This window comes from Absicoccus intestinalis, assembly GCF_033971885.1.
GTDB lineage: Bacteria > Bacillota_I > Bacilli_A > Erysipelotrichales > Erysipelotrichaceae > Absicoccus > Absicoccus intestinalis.
On record NZ_JALBUS010000003.1, the window covers coordinates 35,956 to 56,738 of the forward strand.

The following is a 20,783-nucleotide window of genomic DNA, read 5'->3' on the forward strand; positions in this document are numbered from 1 at the left end:
ACTACCTTCTTTCCAAAAGTGCATGCTGTATAGCTAGGATCGTTTTCGCATCGATAATTTTCCCATCTTGGATCCATTTCTGGGCAGTTGCTAAATCGATCCACATCGTTTCAATGTCTTCATCGGGATCACAATCCAGCTTGATTTTTGCCGGGGCCGGATCGATGGCTTCATAGATCCAAATTTTCTCATCACAAAATCCAGGTGTCGACACCATAGTCAAAATGGGTTTCAACTTTTTGGCGGTAAATCCAGTTTCTTCATTGAGTTCACGCATACCGGCTTCATACGGATCTTCGCCATATTCCAATTTTCCAGCCGGAATTTCGATGGTCTTTTCATCAATGGCGGGTCGCATTTGCGAAACAAGTAAAAGTTTGTTGGCATGGATCAAAAGAATACCAACACCTCCTGGATGATGAATGATATCTCGTTGCACTTGCATGCCATTGACCATGACTTGTTTTTGTGTCAATGTAAAAATAACACCTTGATAAATTTCTTTTTCTTTCATAGAAATCACGAATCCTTTTCTTGCGATATATATAGGACAAAACCACGAGCAATGGCGGTCGCAATCTTATCTTGGGTCGTTTCGTTTGTTAGTGCAGACATATCTTCCGTATTGCTTGTATAACCAACTTCCAATAAGATTGCGGGGATTTTTTGATTGGTCAAAATGGGAAAATTCTCATAATGATCCGAATCGAGTCCTTGATAATCTGTATAATTTATGGATTCAAGTTCTTCCGCAATATCGGAACTTAAATCGATCAGTTTGGCATTTTGCTGGGTCATGATCGAAAAACCTTTCTGCAAGGTATCGGTATCATTGGTCGTTGTGACGGATAATAAATAATTTGCTTTATCACTGCGAGCAAGCGAGAGTCGTTCATCATTGGATAATGTGGTTGAATCTTGGCGGGTATAGACAACCTGGAAGCCCGAATCTTCTAATTTTTTTCCGATGGCTTCTGCCATGGCTAAATTTATATCCTGATCCGAACCACTTTGGGAAGCAGCATCTACACAAATTGTAATATTTTTGACGTCCGCTTTTAATTCAATGGTATCATTAGTAGCTGGTGTTCCTGTAGTTGTATTTGTCGGAACCCGTTGATCGCCTTGGGATAGATGTCCTCGAATATTGGGTTGGACGATCAAGGCTAGAAAAACCGCGAATAACAGATAAATCAATGTTTTTTTCATGTCCTCATTCTATCACACATTTTGTGTTGTAATATATTTTTAACCTAAAATTTGTTATACTCATTGAGGTGATAAAATGAAGTTTCATGTATCAATTGAACAATTCGATGGTCCATTGGATCTCATGCTCCATTTGGTCAAAGAAAACAAATTGGACTTATTTGATTTAGATATGGATGTATTGGCCAGTCAATACATCGATTTTATTCATGAGATGCAAACGCTCCATTTAGAGATAGCAAGTGAATATCTCGAAGAATTAGCTTCTTTGATCGAATACAAATCACGTAAATTGTTACCACGTGAAAAAGTCGAAGTGGAAGAAAAATACGAAGAAGATCAACGTGAACACTTAGTGCAACGGTTATTAGAATATCAACAATACAAAGAAGTCACCGAAACTTTAAAATTGGATTATGACAAGCGACAACAACATTTTACGCGTCCAGCTTCTTCCTTGATCGAACAGTGGCAAAAGAAAGTCGAGCAAGGCCCTTTACAGGATCAATCGGTCTATGAATTGATGAAAGCGATGCATCGCGTGATGAAACGACACATGATCTTAGAACCCTATGAAACAAAGGTAACCATCAAAGAACTATCCGTAGAAGAACGTGTAGACCAAATTCAACAACGCATGGCAACCATCTCGGATCCTGTGTCCTTTGCGATGTTATGCCAAGATTGTACCAATTTACATATGATCATTGTTACGTTTTTAGCCATTTTAGATTTGATTCACCAACGATGGTTCGTTTATTTACATAAAGAAGATACGGACGATATTTGGGTCATGAAAGGAAATATCGATGAATAATCAAAAAGCATTGATTGAAGGATTAATTTTTTTAGCTGGAGAAGATGGTTTGACCATCGAACAGATCCAACATGCGCTTGGACAAGAAGATAAACAGTCGATCTATAAAGATATGGATACATTAAAACGAGAATACCTTCGCATGGATCGAGGAATCGAATTGGTAGAATATGCGCATCGCTACAAGATCGTAACAAAAGAATTCGTATATCCCTATGCCGAAACTTTGTTTCAACAAGAAAAACCGGTTCATTTATCACAAGCAGCTTTAGAAACCTTAGCGATCATTGCCTATCGACAACCAATCACACGTGTTGAAATCGAAGATATTCGTGGTGTTGGTTGTGAAGTAATGTTAAAAAAACTGCAAGCGCGTGGTTTAATTGAGACAAAAAGTCACTTAGATACGGTGGGAAAACCATTATTATATACGGTTACTGATGCTTTTTTAGACGCCTTTCAATTAGAAACCTTAGATGAATTGCCAGAATTGCCAGAACATCAACAAGAGGATGATTTGTTTCATGAGGAATAGATAGGAGGACAGGAATGGAACGACTACAAAAACGAATGGCCCAAGCCGGCCTTTGTTCAAGACGAACAGCCGAAAAATGGATTTTAGAAGGACGTGTCAAAGTCAATGGGGTTGTTTGTACAACTTTGGGCACCCAAGTTTCTGGTGATGATGTCGTGGAAGTGGATGGACATCCCATCGAACGCGAAGAATACGCCTACTATGTATTCTATAAACCCAAAGGATGTATTTGTTCGGTCCATGATGAAAAGAATCGCAAAACCGTCATGGATTATATGCCCAAAGATCGAAGAATTTATCCGGTCGGACGTCTGGATTATGATACCAGTGGTGTCCTATTGTTGACAAACGATGGACAATTCACCAATGAAATGACTCATCCGCGATATCATCTTCCGAAAAAATATGTCGTAAATCTACAAGGCATATTGGATAAAGACGACATTCGCAAGATCCGCAAAGGATTTTCCATCTATCAGCCAGCTAAAGTTCATATGTTGGAAACGGATATCACACGTGATCGATGTCGGTTTGAGCTGACTATTTATGAAGGAAAAAATCATGAAGTCAAAAATATGATGGCTGAACTTGGACATCAAGTTCGTCGTTTACATCGTTCCGCTTTTGGAATGATTGAATTGGGAAATCTTCGACCAGGTGAATATCGTATATTAAAACCGTATGAAGTCAAACAGTTAGAACTTTTAGCTGCGCAAGGAGAAAATCTATGAAACAAATATTTGTAGATCAAAACTTGGAGCTCCATCAACATATTGGCTTGGATGAAGAGCAAGCACATCATTTATTTGATGTATTGCGCATTGAAAAAAAAGAAACGGTTCGAGTCATTGGATCCAATGCTTCTTTTTTAGCGCATCCAGAAAAAAGACCCTTTTTATACTTATTTAATCAAATTACGACTGAACAAATCATGCATCATACAACGCTTTGTGTGGCCTTGATCAAACAAGATAAGTTTGAGTGGATGCTGCAAAAAGCTTGTGAACTGGGGGTAAGCCGCATCGTGCCTTTTGTATCCCGTAATTGCGTGATTCATTTAGATCCACAACGTGAACAAAAAAAGTTGGAGCGTTGGTCAAAAATTATCTTAAATGCTTGTCAGCAATGCAACCGAAATGATTTAGTTGAAATTACACCTATACAAAGTATTGAAACTTTAAAAGATTTTCAAAATGACATGAATTTAATTGCTTATGAAAAAGCCGATGTCAGTGAACATTTGGCCAAATATCTACATGCCAATCCCAGATCGATAACGGTTTGTATTGGTCCAGAAGGTGGCTTCGAAGATTATGAAGTCGATCATTTATTGGATGATCATTTTATGCCTTGTTCTTTGGGAGATAATATTCTACGCGCTGAAACAGCGGCTTGTTATGTATTGTCTGCCATTGAATATCAACACCATATAAAGGAGGAAGATTGATGCGCTTTAGTATCACGACACTAGGATGTAAAGTCAATGCCTATGAATCTCAATATTATGCGCAAGAATTGGAAAAACTGGGTTATGAGGAAGTATCCGATCATGAACAAGCGGATATTTGTATCATCAACACTTGTACGGTAACCAATACAGCGGCCCATAAATCACGTCAAAAAATTCATCAAGCCAAGCGTTTGAATCCGCATGCATATTGTGTCGTGGTTGGTTGTTATGCACAATTCGCAAAAGAAAAAGAACGAGATCAATTGGATGCGGATTTGATCATTGGTGCCAATCACAAAAATCAATTGGTGCCTTTGATTCAAGAAATGGTCAACCAGGATACCCATCGAGATACCGTATCGGATATTGTTCAATTTAATGATTTTGAAGCTATGCCCATTCATTATTTTGAATCCAAACATCGTGCTTTTTTGAAAGTAGAAGATGGATGCAATCAATTTTGTTCCTATTGTGCTATTCCATATGCGCGAGGAAGAGAACGATCGCTACAATATGATCAAGTGATTCGTATTGCCCAATCCTTGGTTGATCAAGGTCATTTGGAAATTGTCCTGACCGGGATTCATACGGGCCGATATCAAGATGGCAACAAAACTTTGGCCGATCTATTAACGGGCTTATTAGAAAATACACCCGAACATGTTTACTATCGAATTTCCAGTATAGAAATCACAGAGGTGGATGATGCATTGATCAAATTGATGAAAACAAATCCACGGATCTGTCATCATTTGCACATTCCCATTCAATCGGCCTGTGATGAAACCTTAAAACGAATGAATCGCCCGTATACAGTGGCTGAGTATAAACAGCGATTGGCTTATATTCGTGCCCAAATACCAGATATATCCATCTCTACTGATGTGATTTGTGGCTTTGTGCAAGAAAGTGAAGAAGAATTTCAAACAACGCTTCAAAATATCAAGGATCTCCAATTTTCCTTTCTCCATGTCTTCCCTTATTCCAAACGAGATGGAACCAAAGCTTCTTTCATGAAAGGGGAAGTGAATGGAAAAATTGCCAAACAACGGGTCGCTGCGTTATTATCTATCTCGAAAGAACTAAGAAAAAAAGACATGGCACGTTTTCAACCCGTTCAAGTTCTGATTGAGACACAGGATGGCAACACGTATACAGGTTACACCAATCACTATCATCCCATCACGATAGAGAGCAAGGAACCTCTTTCGGGACGCATCACTTTGCCATGGGATACAATCACAGAGAATGGATATTATGCAAGAAAGGTCTGAGATTTATGCGATTAAGCAAATTATTTAAGAATGCACCAACAACGAATGTAACAGGGTTGTGTTTTGATTCCCGAAAAGTACAACCTGGAAATGTTTATTTTTGTTTACCAGGTATGACCCATGATGGCCATGAATTCATCAAACAAGCCGTCGATAATGGTGCGATTTGTGTTGTACATTCCAAAGAACTGGCTCCATCACAAATGCCAGTTGGAGCGATTTATATTCGTGTTGCTGATGTTGTGGATGCCATGAATCAAGCCGCTCGTATCTTTTATTCCAAACCCAGCGATAAAATGTTGATGTATGGTATTACAGGAACCAATGGGAAAAGTACGATTGCGAATGTGATCCGAAACATCCGTAATAAGAAAGAACCAACTGGTTATATCGGAACCATTGCGATCGAATATGGCAATATTCGTCTGCAACCTGACTTAACTACGCCCGATGCCTTGTTTCTACAAGAAAAATTGTCCGATATGGTTCGACATGGTATGAAGGCTTGTGCTTTGGAAGTGTCCAGTCATGGCTTAGCGCAACGTCGCGTAGATGGCATCAATTTTGATGTCGCCATTTTCACCAATTTGACGTATGATCATTTGGACTATCATGGCACGATGGAAAGCTACTTTGAAGCTAAATCTTTGTTGTTTTCAGAACGTGTGAAACCAACGGGTAAATCGATTTTAAATATTGATGATGCTTGTTTTGAAAAACTCCAACGCATTTCACAGGCACCTGTCATCACCTATGGCATTGATCATGAGTGTGATTATCGCGCGATCAATGTACAAATTTTACCGAAACAATCCAAATTTGATCTAGTCTATCAAGGAAAGACCTATCCAGTTGTTACCAATCTAGTGGCCACTTATAATGTCTATAATTTATTGGCAGCCATTGCAGCTTTGCATGAAACCAATATGGATCTGGATATCATTTTAGAAGCCTGTAAAAACTTACCACAAGTGGATGGACGTTTGGAACAAATTGACATGGGACAACCTTTCCATGTGATCGTTGATTTTGCTCATACACCAGATGGTATGGAAAAAATGTTTCAATTTGGTCGACAGATTGCCAAGACGCATAAATTGATCAGTGTCTTTGGTTCGGCAGGAAAACGAGATGTAGCCAAGCGAAAAGTCTTTGGTGAATTAGCCGATCAGTATTGTGATTACATCATCTTGACGGAAGATGATCCACGTGATGAAGATCCTGCTGTCATTGCCGATCAAATCGAAGAAGGCATTGAAAATTGTAATCATGTCTTTATCGAAGATCGGTATGAAGCGATTCGACAAGCTATTGAAAGTGCCAATCCGGGTGATTGTGTATTATTGCTAGGAAAGGGCGATGAACCATACATTTATCGTGAAAATGGTCGTGCTCCTTATAAAGGAGATAATGTGATCGCAAAAGAATGTATTGCCAAATATTGTCGTCATATCCATGAAAATGTCGATGATGTCAATGAAGATAAAAGCTTTATCGAAGAATAAAAGAAAGAGTTGCTTTTTTGAATAGAGTCATATATAATCTTTATGCATTAAAAACTCGGGAAGGGAGGTTTGTGGCATGCCTAAAGTTATCGTTAAGGAAAACGAGCAATTGGATGACGCTTTAAGAAGATTTAAACGTCAGGTTTCTCGTAACGGAACCCTTGCTGAGGCACGTAAAAGAGAATTTTACGTTAAACCAGGTGTTAAGAGAAAGTTAAAATCTGAAGCAGCACGCAAGGCTCGTAGAGGTAAGAAATAAATCTGCATTTTTATGCAGATTTTTTTATGAGGTGAGATATGTATACCATGGATTTATCCGAACATTCTGTCGATGATTTACAACGTTTTGTTGGTCAAAATGATGAGAATCTCCATATTATTGAAAAAGCCTATGATGTTTCCTTTTTCTTGCGGGCATCCATTTTAAAGTGGGAAGAAGATGCCAATAGCCAAGAAATCCAAGATATCGTGAATGCTTGTTTTGCTTGTATCGATGCGCAAGGAAAATTGGAACCACAAGACGTACATTATTTGATTTCTTTGGCCAAGCAACATCAACTTTCTCATTTTCATCCAGCCCAGCGCAAACCCCTTGGACAGACCAAAACGGGGAAGATCATTTATCCAAAAACCTTAGGTCAAGCACGCTTTTGCAATGCTTTGTATCACAATGATATCGTCTTTGCAACAGGTGTTGCTGGTACCGGGAAAACGTATTTAGCGGTTGTTTATGCCGTAAGTCAATTAAAAAAAGAAAAGATCAAACGTATCATTTTAACAAGACCTGCTGTTGAAGCCGGGGAGTCTCTAGGCTTTTTACCTGGGGATATGAAAGAAAAAGTCGATCCGTATCTGCGTCCTTTATACGATGCTTTGTATGAAATGCTAGGGCAGGAAACGGTCGAACGATATCTTGAAAAACAAATCATTGAAATAGCTCCTTTAGCTTTTATGCGCGGTCGCACGTTGAATGATGCCATCGTTATTTTGGATGAAGCGCAGAATACGACCCAATCGCAAATGAAAATGTTCTTGACTCGTATGGGGCAACATTCACAATTGATCATCAATGGCGATGTATCACAAATTGATTTGATCAAGAAATCCGATTCTGGGTTGCGTCAAGCTTGTCAGATCTTAAAAGGCATTTCTGGTATTTCCATCGTACAATTGTCAAAATACGATGTTGTGCGGCATCCATTGGTACAAAAAATCATCGAACGTTATGAAGAGATTGAAAAATAATAGGGGAATTGCTATAATAGACAAGAAATTTGGAAGGTGAAATAAAAGTATGGGAAGACACTTTGAGGTGCGTGCTGCCGCGATGCAAAAAACGGCAAACGCCAAAGCAAAAGTTTATTCAAGATATTCAAAAGAGATTTTGGTTGCTGCGAAAAATGGAGATCCAAATCCAGACATGAACCAAACCTTAAAAAAGGCCATTGAAAGAGCGAAGGCCAATGATGTTCCTAGAGATGTCATTAAACGGGCTATTGAAAAAGCGAAATCCAGTGCGGATGAAAGTTTCAATGCCAAACGTTATGAAGGATTTGGCAATGCTGGATCAACGATCATTATTGATTGTTTGACGGATAATGACAATCGTACGATTGCGAGCTTGCGTGCGGCTTTCAACAAAGCACATGCCAAATTAGGAGTAGCCAATTCCGTATCTTTTGGTTATCAACATCTAGGTGTCATTGTAGTCAAATATGAGGATGAAGATGCCATGATGGAAGCATTATTGGATGCTGGTATCGAATTACAAGATATCGAAATCGAAGAAGGCTATATGACAGTAACGGTGGATCCAACGCAATTGGATGATGCGAAAGTTGTTATCGATAAGCTCATTCCAGGTGTCAAATACGAAGTATTTGAAGATCGTATGGTTGCTGATGATACGGTCCGACTGGAAGGTACAGACAAAGAATTATTCCAACGTTTGCTGACTTTGTTAGATGATGTTGATGATGTACAAAATGTATATCATAATGTAGAAAATATAAACGAATAATCCGTTGAAAAAAAGAAGGTCAATACAATCAGAATAGAGACCAGTCGGTTGGTGCAAGACTGGATGATTCTTGACTGGGACACTTTGGAGGAATCAAGTGCAAAGCTTGATCGTTGGTTGCGTTAAGACTAGAGCGTTCAAGTAACAACTTGAAAAATAAGGTGGTACCGCGTGATAAACGTCCTTATATAGGGCGTTTTTTTATTTATTTGAAGGAGGAAAATCATGAGCTATCAAATTCCAAGAGGATGCCAAGATATATTTGGTGATCGTTCGTATCAGTGGCAAGCGTTGGAAAACATCCTACGTCATATTTGTGAACTCTACAATTATGATGAAATTCGTACACCGATTTTCGAACATACAAATGTATTTAAGCGAGAAAACGATTCCAGTGATATGGTCAATAAAGAGATGTATACATTTACATTGCCAAACTCTAAAACGTCATTGACCATTCGCCCGGAAGGAACGGCTGGAGTGGTTCGTAGTTTTGTTGAAAACAAGATGTATGCCAATCCAGATCTACCTGTAAAAATGTATTATATGGGCCCTATGGCGCGTCATGAACGACCACAAAAAGGACGTTTACGTATTTTTAATCAATTTGGTGTGGAAGCCCTAGGTGAAAAATCGCCTTATGTGGATGTCGAAACCATTGCCCTTGCTTATACGATCTTAAGTACGGTAGGTCTAAAAGATATTAAAGTTTGTATCAATACATTGGGTGATGATGCGTCTCGAGCGGCTTATCGACAAGCCTTAAAAGAATATTTTAAACCACACTATGATGAACTTTGTTCCGATTGTAAACGTCGCTATGAACAAAATCCATTGCGTATCTTAGATTGTAAGATCGATCATGACCAACCATTCATGCAGCAAGCCCCTAGCATGAAAGACTATTTAAATGAAGAAAGCAAGACCTATTTCCAAACGGTATTGGATCTATTAGATACATTAGAGATTCCTTATGAAATCGATGACAAACTCGTACGTGGTTTGGATTATTATACCCACACCGTTTTCGAAATCGTTTCCATGAATAAAGAAATGGGTGCGCAATCTACAGTATTAGCGGGTGGCCGCTATGATGGCTTAATTTCCTATTTTGGGGGTCCAAAAGAAATGAGTGGTATTGGCTGGGCCTTAGGTGTAGAACGTTTATTGATTGCCTTAGAAGCGGAAAATGGTCCATTGGCAGAAAAACCGGGTTTGGATGCCTATGTCATGTGTTTAGACGAAAGTGCCCGTACCTATGCCTTTGAAATATTGACGGAATTAAGAGCATATGGCTATCGTTGTGAAATGGATATGCAAGGGCGCTCGTTTAAATCCCAATTTAAAGCGGTTGATCGAATGAAAGCTAAGACGGCTATCTTAATTGGTGAAACCGAAAAAGCAGCTAATCAAGTGGCGGTAAAGAACTTAGAAACACGAAAACAAGAAAGCATTGATCGAGAGGATTTGATCAATTATTTAGATTCATTGATGGAGGATTAACATGTTACGTACGATAGAAAATGGTAAATTGCGATTGGAACATGTCGGCCAATCGGTGGAACTGGTTGGTTGGGTAGCCAAAAAAAGAAACTTTGGACAATTGGTATTTATTGATCTACGCGATCGTACAGGGATTTGTCAATTGGTTTTTGATGAAAGCTTTTCCGAAAAAACCAAGTCGATCCGTAACGAATATGTCTTGCATGTAAAAGGAACTGTTAATCAACGAAAAGATGCGAATCCAGATTTAGCAACTGGTGAAGTCGAAGTTTTGGTTACGGAATTAGAAATCATCAATACAGCCAAAACCACACCATTGATCATTGCGAATGAAACCGATGCACTCGAAGATACACGTATGCAATATCGATATCTGGATCTACGTCGTCCCATCATGCAGAAGCGGTTGATGATGCGTCATGCCATTACCCGCAGCATGCGTGATTATTTGGATCATCAAGATTTCATTGAAATCGAAACACCTATGTTAGGAAAAAGTACACCAGAAGGTGCCCGTGATTATTTGGTTCCTTCCCGAGTGCATCCTGGACAATTCTATGCCTTGCCACAATCTCCTCAATTGTATAAACAATTGTTGATGATTTCTGGTTTTGAACGTTATTATCAGTTTGCTCGTTGCTTCCGCGATGAAGACTTACGAGCGGATCGTCAAACAGATTTTACTCAGGTGGATATTGAAACTTCGTTCTTAAGTGAAGTCGAGATCCAAACGATGATGGAAGAGATGATGGTCAAATTGATGAAGGAGGTCAAAGGAATCGATATCCAAGCGCCATTCCCACGCCTGACTTATGAGCAAGCCATGAATCGATTTGGATCGGATAAACCCGATAATCGATTTGGCATGGAACTCCAAGAATTAACCGATCTTTTCAATAATTCCTCCTTTAAGGTCTTCCAAAATGTAATTGAAACCAAAGGATCGATCAAAGCCATTGTTGTTCCTAACTTTGCCAAGGGATTATCTCGTAAAAAACAGGATGCTTACACCGATTATGCCAAGAAAAATGGTGCGAAAGGTTTGGTCATCCTAAAAGCGGATGAAACGGAACTGAGTGGATCTGCTCGTAAATTCTTATCCGACCAAGAAGTACATGCCTTGTTTGAACGCTTACATTTAAAAGCCGATGATGCGGTATTTATTGTCAGTGATACTTGGTTGAAAACTTGTAATGCTTTGGGTGCCTTGCGTAATTTGATTGGTTCGCAATTGGGCTTGAAGAAAAAGAATGAATTTTCTTTCTTATGGGTCATTGATTTCCCAATGTTTGAATGGAGTGAAGAAGAGCAAAGATATCAAGCTTGTCATCATCCTTTCACCCAACCAAAAGCAGAAGACATTCCTTTATTAGATACGGATCTATCCAAAGTCAAAGCTAATGCTTACGATATTATTTTAAATGGTTATGAATTGGGTGGTGGAAGTTTACGTATCCATGATAATCAGTTACAGAAAAAGATCTTTGAGATCTTAGGCTTAAGTGATGAGGAAATTCGCAATAAATTTGGCTTCTTTATTGATGCTTTCCAATATGGTACCCCTCCACATGGTGGTTTGGCCTTTGGTTTAGATCGAATTGCGATGATCTTAAGTGAAAGTGACTCCATTCGTGATGTCATTGCTTTCCCTAAAAATGCTTCTGCTTCGGATCCTATGTCGAAAGCTCCATCAAATGTTGATCCTAAACAATTGGAAGAATTACATATTGCGATCACAAAATAGACCGGAAACGGTCTTTTTTGTTGAAAATTTGGTATAGACAGTTTTTTTAAAATATGCTTACTTGCATTTGATGTTGGTGTTGATATATCATGAAGATGACCTAAGGATGTATAACATTTTTCCTACACTTAGAGATACGGGAGATCGGATGTTGTCTTTCTGTGTTGAATACCTTTTCATTGATCAGGGATCCTAATGACTGACACAGATCACCCACCTGGATATACCGGGAAAGATCTCTCGTCCTTAGGGCTTTTTTTGGTTAAAACTTATGGATGGAATAATAATTATTGATAAACCCAAAGGTATGACAAGTCATGATGTCATCAATCGTTTGCGAAAAATCTATCATCAAAAAAAATTTGGTCATACCGGTACCTTAGATCCGGAAGCAACCGGAGTTTTAGTTGTCTTGTGTGGAAAAGCATGCAAGATCAATCAATTTCTGGCCGATACCGATAAAAAATATATCGCTAAGATCCAATTGGGCTATTCGACCACGACCGATGATATCTATGGTGATAAGCTGGATACAAAACCCATCAATTGGGATTTTCATTTTGATTCCATCATCTCTTCTTTTCAAGGTCCATGTCATCAAAGGGTACCGATGACATCCAACAAAAAAGTGAATGGCATGAAATTATTGGACTATCAAAGAAAAGGCCTGCCCGTACCGGAAGTATATCAAGATGTAATGATTTATGATATCCAGCCACGAGAGGATCTATCTTTTGAAATTGCTTGTTCTTCTGGAACCTATGTACGAAGCATCTGTCGTGATTTTGGCCCATTGACCAATAATCTAAGTTGCATGGCTTCTTTAGTTCGAACACAAGTTGGTCGTTTCTCCTTGGCACAAGCGCAGACCCTAGAAAATCTAGCCGCTGGCGAAGAACCGGTTTTATATTCGATTCGATCGGTCTTAGATCATTTGCCCATGATAGAGTATGCCGATATAGATGCCATCTATCAAGGAAAAACCATTCATTTGGATACAGATCAGGATCGTGTTTGTATTGTTAGAAAAAACGAACCTATTGCGATCTATGATCGCTTAGATCAAGATATCTTTCATTCCAAAAGGGGGCTATGGTAAATGCAAGTCATTCAAATTGATGTCCATCAAATACCTGAACTTGAAGAAACGGCTGCTTGTATTGGTTTTTTTGATGGGATGCATAAAGGACATCAAGAATTATTAAAAAGGACAAAAAAAACCGCAACAAAAAAGAAAATAAAAAGTGCCATCATTACCTTTGAACCCGACCCATGGGCTGTATTTTATCCCCAAAAAGAATTGCATCATTTATTCACATTGGCAGATAAAATTCATTTTGCACAATATATGGAATTTGATTTTGTCTATGTGCTTCACTTTACGAAAGAATTCGCGAGCTTGGATATTACCCAATTTCATGAGATGTTGCATCAAATGCACATCCATTCTTTGATTTGTGGTTTTGATTTTCGCTATGCCACCAAGAATACAGGGAATGTCCAAACATTAAAAGAACAATCTTATTTTGATGTCCTTGTGGTTGATAGTATCAATGATCGTTCCATTAAAATTTCAAGTTCGCGCATTGAACCATTGATCTTGCAAGGACAGGTCTTAAAAGCCAATCGTTTGTGTGGTTTTGCCTATTCCATGGAAGGTGTTGTCTGCCATGGATTCAAACGTGGATCGACGATATTAGGGATCCCGACCGCAAATTTGGATGTGAACAATGATTATATCGTGCCTGTTGTAGGTGTTTATGCCGGTATGGTTTCCGTAGATGATCAAATGTATGGAGCCATGATCAATATTGGGAATAATCCAACTTTTGAAAATAAGATTCAAACCATTGAAGCCAATTTATTTCATTTCAATGCCGATATATACGATCAAACAGTACGGTTTTATTTTTTAGATAAGATTCGTGATGAGAAAAAATTTTCCAGTGCAAAAGAATTAAAAAGCCAATTGCTCAATGATATTGAACGCTCTAAAAAACGGTTGATCACATTGGAAAAGCTATGCAATAAAACCTGTGATGTATGGCAAAAACATTATCTTGTGCTTTAAAAAGACGAAGGTACCATTTCCTTCGTCTTTTTTGATACTAGACTGCTCATACAATGCATGGAAATACCTATCGTTGAGGCATTATGTAAAAGCGCAGTCATGGATGGTTGTAAAAAACCCAACATGCCAAACAGGATCAAGCTAGAATTAAAGGTCATTATGAAATCATATGTGTGTTTATTTCGATCATCTAGTGCTTGACATAATTGACGTAAGATCACAAGGGCTCGTAGATCCATTTCCGAAATGGTGACATCGGCCACTTCACGAGCAATCGGTGCACCAGAAGTGATCGCAATACCTACATCTGCTACCGAAAGTGCATATGTTCTTGTTCGATATAAGATGCTTTATCTTCTGGTAAAACTTCGGCGCAATAATCATCCAATCCCAAATGAGCTGCGACCGCTTTGGCAGTTTGCTGACTATCACCTGTCAACATAACGACCTTTTCAAAACCACAAGCATGTAACTGTTGAATTGTTTGCTTGGCTTCTTCTTTGATTGGATCTTCAATCAAGATCACAGCTGCCAATTGACCACCAATCGATAAATACAAGTGTGAATATTCATCGGGCAAAGCATCAAATTTTTGTTGCTCTCCCTCAGGAATGAGGATACCTTCATCTTCAAAGATGAAATGGTAACTGCCAATTCGTAATAAGACACCATTGATATCACTCGCAATGCCATGAGCCACTATATATTTGACTTCTGAATGTTCTTCTTCATGGCGAAGGTGCAATTCATCGGATCGTTTGACCACCGCATTTGCGATCGAATGTGGATAGTGTTCTTCCAAACAAGCCGCTAAACGTAACATTTCTATCGGGTCATGACCACCAAATCCAATCACCTCTTTGACTTTTGGCTCTGCTTTGGTCAAGGTACCTGTTTTATCAAAAACAATGGTTTTCGCTTGCGTATAATCTTCCATTACCTTGCCACCTTTTACCGAAATGCCAAGCACGCTGGCTTCGTGCATAGCCGTTAAGGAAGAAATAGGCATTGATAGTTTTAAGGCACAACAGAAATCAACCATCAGAATCGAATAGGCGCGTGTGATATTGCGGGTCAAAAGATACGTAAGTGCAGTCGCGACAAAGGTCACCGGTACCAAATGATCGCCTAGATGGGATACTCTGGTCTCCGTATTGGATTTAAGTTTTTCGGAATCCTCGATTATATGCACAATTCGATCATATTGACCTGTACCCGATACTTTCGTGACTTGAAGGACTAATTGTCCTTCATCCAGCACAGTACCCGCAAAGACAGGAGCTCCTTTTGATTTGTGAACCGATAGGGGTTCGCCAGTGATCGAAGCTTTATTTAGCATGGCATCTCCATACAGGACACGTCCATCCAATGGAATCATTTGACCTGTGCGTACGCCAATTTGATCATCAAGCTTTATGTCCATGATAGGTACCAGCCTATCGATATCTTGTTCTTTTCGCCATACTTTATCAATATGTAAAGACATCGCGTTGGCTAGATCATCTACCGATTTACGATGAGTCTATTCTTCCATGATATCCCCCATACCTAATCCCCCATACCTAATAAGAACATCACGCTGCCCGCGGTATCAAAATCTTGGCGGAAAAGGGCAAAAGTAACACTGGTAGCATCCAACACATGTACATCCAATTTACCTTTGGATAGGGATCTCAATCCCTGTATCACAAAAGGAACGGCTTTGATCAAACTCATGACACTTCGAATAGACACAGGTAAAAAGTATCGAGTGATGATTCGAAAGGCAATATGATTAAACATTTTGTCTTCCTATTGACGTTGAATGGCACGTCCTGTATGTTCGGGCCTATCTGGTAAACAGGTCATATAGTCAAAGGAAGAAAGACAATCAATAATTTGATTTCGCGTTTCTTTTTGCCCATCATAATTAATCGTTGCATCTGCCGTTCGATCATAGACTTTTACTTGTTGTACACCGACTAAATTTTTGATCCAGTATTCCACTTGATCAGCTTCGGAAAGACTCATGGTACATTGGTGCAAATGAACCCGTAAGCGACCATGGATTCATGTTTGATTGTACAATCCAAAATATATCAATCCTTTCTAAAAAAAGATGCGTTTACGCCGCATCTTGTTGTGCCAATAAAGCTTTCGCATCGGCAATTTCTTGTTCACGTGCTTTTTGTGCACGTTTTTGATTGATATCATCCGCATCTACATTGATATCCTCACAGTTTTCTTTCAACGTGGTCCATGTCTTCTTAACACTGTCACCACCACGTTTCACAGCCGCTGTCAGATGCGTATAGAGACAGTTTGCATCTTTGGATGAAAGTATGGATACACCGGCTGTACCTAATAGAAAACCATAACTAATCAATCGAGCTGTTTCCATGGAACCATATATTTGCCTCCTTTAATCGAATATGTTCTATATAACTATGATAGACATAATTTAAAAGTCAAAATGAATTTTGTAAAAGATGATGTGAAAATATGGGATAAGTATTTCTTTATTGAGTGTGGGAAGTTTGTTATAATGAGAGGGAAATGAAGGTGAAAGTATGGCCCAAGAATATATAACTTTAGAACCACAAAATGAATATGGAACGGTTCAATTAAATAAATCCGTCTTTTCAAGCATCGCATTAAATGTGATTGAAGAGAATGATCAAGTTCAATTGGTTGAAGGCAGCCGTCCTTTAAAGGGAGGTATTCAAACGATCATTGATCATAATACGTTAAAATTAACAATTCCTGTGAAAATGAATTATAAAGCACATGTTACCGATACATGTGCAGAACTTCAAAACAAGATCTTTGAAAGTATTTCTTATATGACGGATTTCAAACCAGAATCGATTGAGATCCAAGTGGTTGGTTTTATCTTTTAGGAAATCTTTGCGAGATTTCCTTTTTTTAAAAGGAGTGGATCTATGCGTGTATCTTTCCATGATTATTTAGTCATTGGAATTTCGTCTCGTGCTTTATTTGATTTGGAAGAAGCCAATGAAATCTTTGAGACCCAAGGCTTGGATGCCTATCGAGACTATCAATTTGCTCATGAAGAGGATATATTAAAACCTGGTTCTGGATTTCCTTTGATCAAAAAATTTTTAGAGATCAATACCAAAATGAATAAAAAATTGGTCGAAGTGATCGTGATGTCACGGAATTCAGCCGAAACATCTTTACGAATCATTCATTCATTGGAACATTATGATCTCGATATTGGCCGCATGGTGATGAGTGGTGGTGAAAATATTTCCCGTTATTTAAAGGCATTTGATGTGGATCTCTTTTTATCCGCCAATGCAAAGGATGTCGAATCGGCCATTGATGCTGGCTATCCCGCGGGTTTGATCTATCCACATGCACAAGGATATGATTTACCTTCGGATCAAATTCGCATTGCTTTTGATGCGGATGCCGTCTTATTTTCGGATCAATCTGAACAAATTTATAAAGCCAAGGGATTGGATGCATTTGTAGCCAATGAGATCAAAAATCAAGATACGGCGATGGAGCAAGGGCCAATGGCCCATTTCTTGTTCCGTCTTGCACAACTGCAAAGTGCTTGTGCAAACACGCATTATTTACGAACCGCCATTGTAACTGCCCGGGATAAAAATGCCGGCATTCGTGTCATTAAGACGTTGCGTCAATGGCATATCATCATCGACGAGATCTTTTTTCTACAAGGAGCCAAAAAAGCGGATGTATTAGCAAGCTTTGGAGCTGATATCTTTTTTGATGATCAAGATATTCATGCGGGTCCTGCTAGCGAAGTGGTTCCCAGTGCCCGTGTATTACCAACCAACAATAAGGAGAGAATATGAAACGACATGAACAAAGAGAAATCGCAATAAATAGTTTATATCAACATTTATTGTTGAATAAAGATATACGCAAATGTGTATTTGAAGCTATGCATGGTACCAATGAGATCGATAGTTATCTCTACAGCATCACCGTGGATGCCGTGGCCCATGAATACAATTATATTCAAAAAATCAATCATTTATTACGTAAGGATTGGACCTTCAATCGATTAAGTGTATTGGAGCAAGCCATTTTATTGATGGCTTGTCAAGAAATCTTAGAAAATCAAACACCTAAGGCAGTCGTTATCGACGAAGCTGTCGGCTTCGCTAAAAAATATTGTGATGATGATTCGTATAAATTGATCAATGGGGTATTGGATCGACTATGACTGAAGAAATGGTCGTGAGCGTATCGCATGTTCTTTTACGCATCAAGACAACTTTAGAACAACAATTGAACCTACATGATGTTTGGATCAGTGGAGAAGTTTCCAATTTGACCAAACATCGTTCCGGTCATTATTATTTTTCATTAAAAGATGAACGTGGCGCTATGAGTTGTGTCATGTTTGCGAGCTATGTCAAACATTTACGTTTTGATCTGGAAGAAGGAATGAAAGTATTGGTGAAAGCCAGTGCCAATGTCTATCCACAAAGAGGTTCTCTCCAGCTCTATGTCACATCTATGCGGCCTGATGGTTTGGGGGCTCTTTTTCTTGAATTCGAGCAACGAAAAAAACGCTTAGAAGCACAAGGTTATTTTGATCCTGCTCATAAGAAGCCAAAACCGGATGTGATCGAACACATTGCCATTATCACGGCAAAAGAAGGAGCTGCCATTCAGGATGTGATCTCAACAGTACGAAAACGGTGGCCCATGCTAAAGATGACCTTATATCCAGCTCTGGTACAAGGGCAAAGAGCGGCTGAAACCATTGTTGCACGATTAAAGCAAGCGGATTCCAAAGGTTATGATGCGATATTGGTCGTACGTGGTGGAGGTTCTTTTGAAGATTTATTTTGTTTCAATGATGAAGAATTAGTGAAAACCATTTATAACTGTCAAACCTATATCGTATCTGGCGTAGGACATGAGGTAGATACGACATTGTGCGATCTTGTTGCTGATCATCGTAGTGTAACGCCTACCGCTGCTGCTCAATGGGTCACACCGGATCAAAAAGAAGTTATGGCCCGCTTGGAACAAATTCAAGCGACTTTAAATTTCCAAATGCATCAACATATACAAGGGGCCAGAAAGCAATTGTCCACCTATCAGTCCAATCGATATTTATCGGATCCAAATACATGGATCATTGATAAACGATTGCGATTGGATAACCTGGAACAAGTTTTATTCCAAACGAAGGATCGAATCACTCGCTATGATAGCGATATTCTTCATTATCAGCAAAGAATGCAACTGTCAATAGCTGCTTTATTCAAAAAAGAATCACAAGCCTATACCAACACTTTCCAACAGTTGATGCAAGTAGGCAAGGTTTATACACAAAATCAGATCCATCGTTTCCATCATACCAAAGAGCGTCAACAAGATGCCATACAACATTATATGGAAAATCAACAAAAACATTTGAGCAAAAATGTTTCCTTGCTTGATGCTTTCTCTCCTTTGAAAGTCATTGAGCGTGGTTATTCCATTACGATGGATGAAGGACATGTCATTCATTCGATCCATCAAGTTACAAAGGGAAACATCATTCAAACCCAAGTCAAAGATGGTACCATCTTTTCCGTAGTCACAAATAGTCAGGAGGAATCTCATGCCAACAAAGAAACTAAAATTTCATGAAGCAATGAATCGCTTAGATGAAATTGTTACTGAACTGAATCGCGATGATCTAGAATTAGAAAAAGCGATGGATCTTTTTACCGAAGGAACAAAACTAGCCGCTCAATGTGAAACACAATTGAAAGAATTTGAGCAAAAAGTCGAACAATTATCCAATCAAAAGGAGACAACAAATGATTGATCTCGATACTTTTGAAACGTATCTTCAAACCAAAGTCAATGAAGGGCAGACTGGACGTGTAAAAGCGGCCATGGCCTATTCATTGATCAATGGTGGCAAGCGGATGCGTCCACAATTGCTTTTTGCGACATTACAATTATATGGTCTAGATCCAACCATTGGTTTTCCATGTGCCAGTGCCATTGAAATGATCCATACCTATTCACTGATCCATGATGATCTTCCTGCCATGGATGATGATGACATGCGCAGAGGACAACCAAGCTGTCATATTCAATTTGATGAAGCGACGGCCATTTTAGCTGGTGATGGATTATTGACTCGCGCGTTTGACATTGTCTTAGAAACCAACATAGATGCTGAAAAAAAAGTGTCTTTAGTTTCTGCCTTAAGTCGCTATTCGGGTGTAGATGGTATGATCTATGGGCAAGAATTAGATTTGAAAGCCGAATCCGATACCAATCTAACCCTAGACGATGTCTTTTTGATCGATACCTATAAAACCGCTAAACTTTTGACATTACCTTTTGTTTGTGGAGCAATCATTGCTGGAAAAGAAACCGATATTCCGATTTGGCAAAAAGTGGGATATGCACTTGGTATTCAATTTCAGATCCAAGATGACATTTTAGATCAGACCCAATCGAGTCAGGCTTTAGGCAAATCAACCAGTGATACTGAAAACCATAAACAAACCTTTGTTTCTTTGATGGGACTGGAAGCCGCAAAAAAGAAGGTTTTGACCTATCAAACAGAAATTGAAGACATGCTTTCCCATTTTGAAGGAGATTTTTCTTACTTACAAACATTGATTGATTTTATGACCCAACGTACCTATTGAAATGAGGGAGA

At 38.9% G+C, this 20,783-nt stretch carries 25 protein-coding genes and 1 other annotated feature; of the genes, 19 read left to right on the forward strand and 6 right to left on the reverse strand.

Translation table 11 applies throughout. The annotated features are described in order from the left end of the window. Nucleotide 1: 1 nt before the first annotated feature. Nucleotides 2–514, reverse strand: coding sequence for an NUDIX hydrolase (locus MOZ64_RS02390; protein WP_320325025.1), 513 nt, complete (start codon nucleotides 512–514; stop codon nucleotides 2–4). Nucleotides 515–519: 5 nt separating this feature from the next. Then, nucleotides 520–1,209, reverse strand: coding sequence for an N-acetylmuramoyl-L-alanine amidase (locus tag MOZ64_RS02395; RefSeq protein ID WP_320325026.1), 690 nt, complete (start codon nucleotides 1,207–1,209; stop codon nucleotides 520–522). A gap of 76 nt (nucleotides 1,210–1,285) precedes the next feature. Here MOZ64_RS02395 and MOZ64_RS02400 point away from each other — a divergent pair, with 76 nt between their 5' ends. The 13 genes from MOZ64_RS02400 to ribF all read left to right on the forward strand — a co-directional run bounded on the left by MOZ64_RS02400 (nucleotide 1,286) and on the right by ribF (nucleotide 14,128). Continuing rightward, entirely contained in the window at nucleotides 1,286–2,026 is a 741-nt protein-coding gene (locus MOZ64_RS02400; RefSeq protein WP_320325027.1) for a segregation and condensation protein A, read from the forward strand. Next, nucleotides 2,019–2,561: an SMC-Scp complex subunit ScpB gene (gene scpB, locus MOZ64_RS02405; RefSeq protein ID WP_320325028.1), complete on the forward strand. Its 543-nt coding sequence runs from the start codon at nucleotides 2,019–2,021 to the stop codon at nucleotides 2,559–2,561. The genes MOZ64_RS02400 and scpB overlap by 8 nt, the downstream gene beginning before the upstream one ends. Before the next feature lie 14 nt (nucleotides 2,562–2,575). After that, nucleotides 2,576–3,292, forward strand: a complete 717-nt coding sequence (locus MOZ64_RS02410) for a pseudouridine synthase (RefSeq protein WP_320325029.1) — start codon at nucleotides 2,576–2,578, stop codon at nucleotides 3,290–3,292. Then, entirely contained in the window at nucleotides 3,289–4,008 is a 720-nt protein-coding gene (locus MOZ64_RS02415) for an RsmE family RNA methyltransferase (RefSeq protein WP_320325030.1), read from the forward strand. Before MOZ64_RS02410 ends, MOZ64_RS02415 begins: the two co-directional genes overlap by 4 nt. Further along, a complete protein-coding gene (gene mtaB / locus MOZ64_RS02420) occupies nucleotides 4,008–5,285 on the forward strand; it encodes a tRNA (N(6)-L-threonylcarbamoyladenosine(37)-C(2))-methylthiotransferase MtaB (RefSeq protein WP_320325031.1) in 1,278 nt (425 codons plus the stop codon). Before MOZ64_RS02415 ends, mtaB begins: the two co-directional genes overlap by 1 nt. A gap of 5 nt (nucleotides 5,286–5,290) precedes the next feature. Beyond that, nucleotides 5,291–6,790 carry a UDP-N-acetylmuramoyl-L-alanyl-D-glutamate--2,6-diaminopimelate ligase gene (locus MOZ64_RS02425; RefSeq protein WP_320325032.1) on the forward strand — a complete coding sequence of 500 codons (1,500 nt, stop codon included), beginning with the start codon at nucleotides 5,291–5,293 and terminating at the stop codon, nucleotides 6,788–6,790. A gap of 76 nt (nucleotides 6,791–6,866) precedes the next feature. Next, nucleotides 6,867–7,049, forward strand: coding sequence for a 30S ribosomal protein S21 (gene rpsU / locus MOZ64_RS02430; RefSeq protein WP_128519745.1), 183 nt, complete (start codon nucleotides 6,867–6,869; stop codon nucleotides 7,047–7,049). Between the two features lie 38 nt (nucleotides 7,050–7,087). Continuing rightward, nucleotides 7,088–8,035, forward strand: a complete 948-nt coding sequence (locus MOZ64_RS02435) for a PhoH family protein (RefSeq protein WP_320325033.1) — start codon at nucleotides 7,088–7,090, stop codon at nucleotides 8,033–8,035. Nucleotides 8,036–8,084: 49 nt separating this feature from the next. Further along, the gene (locus MOZ64_RS02440; RefSeq protein WP_320325034.1) at nucleotides 8,085–8,810 is read left to right on the forward strand and encodes a YebC/PmpR family DNA-binding transcriptional regulator; all 726 of its coding nucleotides are present in this window, start codon (nucleotides 8,085–8,087) and stop codon (nucleotides 8,808–8,810) included. Then, nucleotides 8,806–8,999: a binding site (T-box leader), on the forward strand. (Overlaps the previous gene by 5 nt.) A gap of 36 nt (nucleotides 9,000–9,035) precedes the next feature. Next, entirely contained in the window at nucleotides 9,036–10,313 is a 1,278-nt protein-coding gene (gene hisS, locus MOZ64_RS02445) for a histidine--tRNA ligase (protein WP_320325035.1), read from the forward strand. Nucleotide 10,314: 1 nt separating this feature from the next. Then, the gene (aspS, locus tag MOZ64_RS02450; RefSeq protein ID WP_320325036.1) at nucleotides 10,315–12,057 is read left to right on the forward strand and encodes an aspartate--tRNA ligase; all 1,743 of its coding nucleotides are present in this window, start codon (nucleotides 10,315–10,317) and stop codon (nucleotides 12,055–12,057) included. Nucleotides 12,058–12,328: 271 nt separating this feature from the next. Further along, the gene (truB, locus tag MOZ64_RS02455; RefSeq protein ID WP_320325037.1) at nucleotides 12,329–13,156 is read left to right on the forward strand and encodes a tRNA pseudouridine(55) synthase TruB; all 828 of its coding nucleotides are present in this window, start codon (nucleotides 12,329–12,331) and stop codon (nucleotides 13,154–13,156) included. Beyond that, a complete protein-coding gene (gene ribF / locus MOZ64_RS02460) occupies nucleotides 13,157–14,128 on the forward strand; it encodes a riboflavin biosynthesis protein RibF (RefSeq protein WP_320325038.1) in 972 nt (323 codons plus the stop codon). 310 nt (nucleotides 14,129–14,438) lie between these two features. Here the strand turns inward: ribF and MOZ64_RS02465 are convergent, their stop codons facing one another. The 4 genes from MOZ64_RS02465 to MOZ64_RS02480 form a co-directional block, all read right to left on the reverse strand. Next, complete coding sequence (locus MOZ64_RS02465; protein ID WP_320325039.1) at nucleotides 14,439–15,614, reverse strand: HAD-IC family P-type ATPase; 1,176 nt, start codon at nucleotides 15,612–15,614, stop codon at nucleotides 14,439–14,441. A 62-nt stretch (nucleotides 15,615–15,676) separates the two neighbouring features. Continuing rightward, the gene (locus MOZ64_RS02470; protein WP_320325040.1) at nucleotides 15,677–15,910 is read right to left on the reverse strand and encodes a hypothetical protein; all 234 of its coding nucleotides are present in this window, start codon (nucleotides 15,908–15,910) and stop codon (nucleotides 15,677–15,679) included. A 9-nt stretch (nucleotides 15,911–15,919) separates the two neighbouring features. Next, on the reverse strand, nucleotides 15,920–16,138 hold the full coding sequence (locus MOZ64_RS02475) for a hypothetical protein (RefSeq protein ID WP_320325041.1): 219 nt from the start codon (nucleotides 16,136–16,138) through the stop codon (nucleotides 15,920–15,922). Nucleotides 16,139–16,232: 94 nt separating this feature from the next. Further along, on the reverse strand, nucleotides 16,233–16,508 hold the full coding sequence (locus MOZ64_RS02480) for a DUF6110 family protein (protein WP_320325042.1): 276 nt from the start codon (nucleotides 16,506–16,508) through the stop codon (nucleotides 16,233–16,235). A gap of 169 nt (nucleotides 16,509–16,677) precedes the next feature. On the opposite strand from MOZ64_RS02480, the gene MOZ64_RS02485 reads away from it, so the two are divergent. From MOZ64_RS02485 to MOZ64_RS02510, 6 genes are read left to right on the forward strand one after another with little or no spacing between them, the layout of a single operon-like run. Beyond that, on the forward strand, nucleotides 16,678–17,007 hold the full coding sequence (locus MOZ64_RS02485) for an Asp23/Gls24 family envelope stress response protein (RefSeq protein ID WP_320325043.1): 330 nt from the start codon (nucleotides 16,678–16,680) through the stop codon (nucleotides 17,005–17,007). 42 nt (nucleotides 17,008–17,049) lie between these two features. Next, the gene (locus MOZ64_RS02490) at nucleotides 17,050–17,952 is read left to right on the forward strand and encodes a 5'-nucleotidase (RefSeq protein ID WP_320325044.1); all 903 of its coding nucleotides are present in this window, start codon (nucleotides 17,050–17,052) and stop codon (nucleotides 17,950–17,952) included. Next, on the forward strand, nucleotides 17,949–18,326 hold the full coding sequence (gene nusB / locus MOZ64_RS02495; RefSeq protein WP_320325045.1) for a transcription antitermination factor NusB: 378 nt from the start codon (nucleotides 17,949–17,951) through the stop codon (nucleotides 18,324–18,326). Before MOZ64_RS02490 ends, nusB begins: the two co-directional genes overlap by 4 nt. Beyond that, on the forward strand, nucleotides 18,323–19,750 hold the full coding sequence (xseA, locus tag MOZ64_RS02500) for an exodeoxyribonuclease VII large subunit (protein ID WP_320325046.1): 1,428 nt from the start codon (nucleotides 18,323–18,325) through the stop codon (nucleotides 19,748–19,750). The genes nusB and xseA overlap by 4 nt, the downstream gene beginning before the upstream one ends. Beyond that, nucleotides 19,722–19,931, forward strand: a complete 210-nt coding sequence (xseB, locus tag MOZ64_RS02505; RefSeq protein WP_128519757.1) for an exodeoxyribonuclease VII small subunit — start codon at nucleotides 19,722–19,724, stop codon at nucleotides 19,929–19,931. The genes xseA and xseB overlap by 29 nt, the downstream gene beginning before the upstream one ends. After that, the gene (locus MOZ64_RS02510) at nucleotides 19,924–20,772 is read left to right on the forward strand and encodes a polyprenyl synthetase family protein (protein ID WP_320325047.1); all 849 of its coding nucleotides are present in this window, start codon (nucleotides 19,924–19,926) and stop codon (nucleotides 20,770–20,772) included. Before xseB ends, MOZ64_RS02510 begins: the two co-directional genes overlap by 8 nt. The last annotated feature ends 11 nt before the right edge of the window (nucleotides 20,773–20,783 follow it).

Coding starts and splice junctions, on each gene's coding strand:
- MOZ64_RS02435 (WP_320325033.1), top strand. CDS start 7,088: ATGTATACCATGGATTTATCCGAACATTCTGTCGATGATTTACAACGT.
- MOZ64_RS02400 (WP_320325027.1), top strand. CDS start 1,286: ATGAAGTTTCATGTATCAATTGAACAATTCGATGGTCCATTGGATCTC.
- MOZ64_RS02425 (WP_320325032.1), top strand. CDS start 5,291: ATGCGATTAAGCAAATTATTTAAGAATGCACCAACAACGAATGTAACA.
- xseB (WP_128519757.1), top strand. CDS start 19,722: ATGCCAACAAAGAAACTAAAATTTCATGAAGCAATGAATCGCTTAGAT.
- MOZ64_RS02475 (WP_320325041.1), bottom strand. CDS start 16,138: ATGAGTCTTTCCGAAGCTGATCAAGTGGAATACTGGATCAAAAATTTA.
- MOZ64_RS02510 (WP_320325047.1), top strand. CDS start 19,924: ATGATTGATCTCGATACTTTTGAAACGTATCTTCAAACCAAAGTCAAT.
- rpsU (WP_128519745.1), top strand. CDS start 6,867: ATGCCTAAAGTTATCGTTAAGGAAAACGAGCAATTGGATGACGCTTTA.
- MOZ64_RS02485 (WP_320325043.1), top strand. CDS start 16,678: ATGGCCCAAGAATATATAACTTTAGAACCACAAAATGAATATGGAACG.
- MOZ64_RS02410 (WP_320325029.1), top strand. CDS start 2,576: ATGGAACGACTACAAAAACGAATGGCCCAAGCCGGCCTTTGTTCAAGA.
- MOZ64_RS02470 (WP_320325040.1), bottom strand. CDS start 15,910: ATGTTTAATCATATTGCCTTTCGAATCATCACTCGATACTTTTTACCT.
- xseA (WP_320325046.1), top strand. CDS start 18,323: ATGACTGAAGAAATGGTCGTGAGCGTATCGCATGTTCTTTTACGCATC.
- MOZ64_RS02490 (WP_320325044.1), top strand. CDS start 17,050: ATGCGTGTATCTTTCCATGATTATTTAGTCATTGGAATTTCGTCTCGT.
- MOZ64_RS02395 (WP_320325026.1), bottom strand. CDS start 1,209: ATGAAAAAAACATTGATTTATCTGTTATTCGCGGTTTTTCTAGCCTTG.
- ribF (WP_320325038.1), top strand. CDS start 13,157: ATGCAAGTCATTCAAATTGATGTCCATCAAATACCTGAACTTGAAGAA.
- MOZ64_RS02415 (WP_320325030.1), top strand. CDS start 3,289: ATGAAACAAATATTTGTAGATCAAAACTTGGAGCTCCATCAACATATT.
- hisS (WP_320325035.1), top strand. CDS start 9,036: ATGAGCTATCAAATTCCAAGAGGATGCCAAGATATATTTGGTGATCGT.
- MOZ64_RS02480 (WP_320325042.1), bottom strand. CDS start 16,508: ATGGAAACAGCTCGATTGATTAGTTATGGTTTTCTATTAGGTACAGCC.
- aspS (WP_320325036.1), top strand. CDS start 10,315: ATGTTACGTACGATAGAAAATGGTAAATTGCGATTGGAACATGTCGGC.
- truB (WP_320325037.1), top strand. CDS start 12,329: ATGGATGGAATAATAATTATTGATAAACCCAAAGGTATGACAAGTCAT.
- scpB (WP_320325028.1), top strand. CDS start 2,019: ATGAATAATCAAAAAGCATTGATTGAAGGATTAATTTTTTTAGCTGGA.
- mtaB (WP_320325031.1), top strand. CDS start 4,008: ATGCGCTTTAGTATCACGACACTAGGATGTAAAGTCAATGCCTATGAA.
- MOZ64_RS02390 (WP_320325025.1), bottom strand. CDS start 514: ATGAAAGAAAAAGAAATTTATCAAGGTGTTATTTTTACATTGACACAA.
- MOZ64_RS02440 (WP_320325034.1), top strand. CDS start 8,085: ATGGGAAGACACTTTGAGGTGCGTGCTGCCGCGATGCAAAAAACGGCA.
- MOZ64_RS02465 (WP_320325039.1), bottom strand. CDS start 15,614: ATGTCTTTACATATTGATAAAGTATGGCGAAAAGAACAAGATATCGAT.
- nusB (WP_320325045.1), top strand. CDS start 17,949: ATGAAACGACATGAACAAAGAGAAATCGCAATAAATAGTTTATATCAA.